This window comes from Nostoc sp. UCD121, assembly GCF_014222285.1.
Lineage (GTDB): Bacteria > Cyanobacteriota > Cyanobacteriia > Cyanobacteriales > Nostocaceae > Nostoc.
This window is the reverse complement of the sequence record NZ_JACKZS010000460.1, coordinates 1-1,392: the sequence shown is the minus strand read 5'-3', so window position 1 is coordinate 1,392 and position 1,392 is coordinate 1. Positions and strand designations below refer to the sequence as shown.

2 protein-coding genes are annotated in these 1,392 nt (G+C 37.9%); both read left to right on the top strand.

The window, feature by feature from the left end; genetic code table 11:
- Positions 1-164: 164 nt before the first annotated feature.
- Complete coding sequence (locus tag GNF10_RS36850) at positions 165-974, top strand: hypothetical protein (RefSeq protein ID WP_185607490.1); 810 nt, start codon at positions 165-167, stop codon at positions 972-974.
- A 79-nt stretch (positions 975-1,053) separates the two neighbouring features.
- The gene (locus GNF10_RS36845; RefSeq protein ID WP_185592309.1) at positions 1,054-1,377 is read left to right on the top strand and encodes a hypothetical protein; all 324 of its coding nucleotides are present in this window, start codon (positions 1,054-1,056) and stop codon (positions 1,375-1,377) included.
- Positions 1,378-1,392: the final 15 nt, after the last annotated feature.

The window sequence follows — 1,392 nt, the reverse complement described above, 5'->3', positions numbered from 1 at the left end:
AAAAATATCACTTCTGCTTTTGGTGAAGGTGCATTTAACAATCTTCTCGAAGGTATTAAAGCATCTAATCAAAGTCGGTCTGGGCAATTAAATAGCCAAGAAAAAGTGTTCGTGATTGATGCTGGTCAGACAGTACAGGTATTCGTTAATCAAACGATTTCGTTATGAAAAAGATTCTAGCCCTAGCTGCAACATTATTGTTAATTAACTCTCATCAGGTTTTAGCTGGAAGTGTTAGAACTGTTTACTCTCAAGATGTTGATTCTAATTTCCTGGAACTGAAAATTTGGAAAGGTTATGGACTGACTATTAATTTGATGTCTACCGGAGAAGTTATCAAGCAAGTTTGGATTGGCGATCCCTCTAGAATTACTTTTACTTCAAACGGAAACTTGTGTCAGAAAAGCAATGATAATTCTAATGATTCAAATTGCAGCCAAGGAAATGCCACAATTTTATTCTTGCGGCAAATCACACCAATAAAGTTCGCTAATTTAACTTCTTCTTCGGATGGGAATACACAAATAACCATTATTACGAGTGGGTCAGATGGACAAAAACAATACCAATTTAAATTAATTCCTGCTACAGGAAGTCCATCTTACACTAGTCTGATGATTAAACCAGATTCGGCTCGTCCATTGCCTGTAGTACCTGTAGCTAGAATGAAACCGGAAGTAGTCCCAATTAGGTTAGATAAGATACCAAGACCAGTAACAAGACCCCAACAACCAGCAGCTATAAACTCTATATTACCTGGTAGGGGTTTACCAAGAAACGATGCTAACGCTCTTGCTTATGGTTTAGCGATCGCTCATAGTAATGGTCAAATTCAAGAGGGTTCAATAACTTGGAAAAAAGCTCAAGATGCGATTAAAATGCTACGTCAGGGCAAGAGTAAAGAAGAAGCTATCTCGCGTTCTGGTGTTAAGGAGGAAGTTTTTAATCAGTTAATTCAGTGGGGGCAAAAATAATGAGTCAAGATTATTTGTATTTGTGAAAAAGGCATCAAAGAATCTGGACTAATTAATAGTTAATTAATCAGGAGATTAAATGAAGTTGAAACAATATTTGTTAACAGCTATATCTTTAATTCCATTTATATTACCTGCGCCATCAAAGGCACAGACTCCGACAACTACCTATTCGCAAGGTCAATATGTTGTCCAAGCTCCTGACTGGTCACGAATTACATGGGATAATCTCCCGCCTGTGCAACAGCCAGGATATCTAAGCATTTCACAGAATCTCGTTTCGCTATTTGGATATGACCCGTCGCGTTCCTGGTCAGCAGGAGAAAAAGTTGATTCTGTTGGGGAGCAATGCGATTTTGTGAGGTCTGGTCAAAAACAAGCGATCGCTAAAAATTATATTTAGGTACAAGGTGATTTT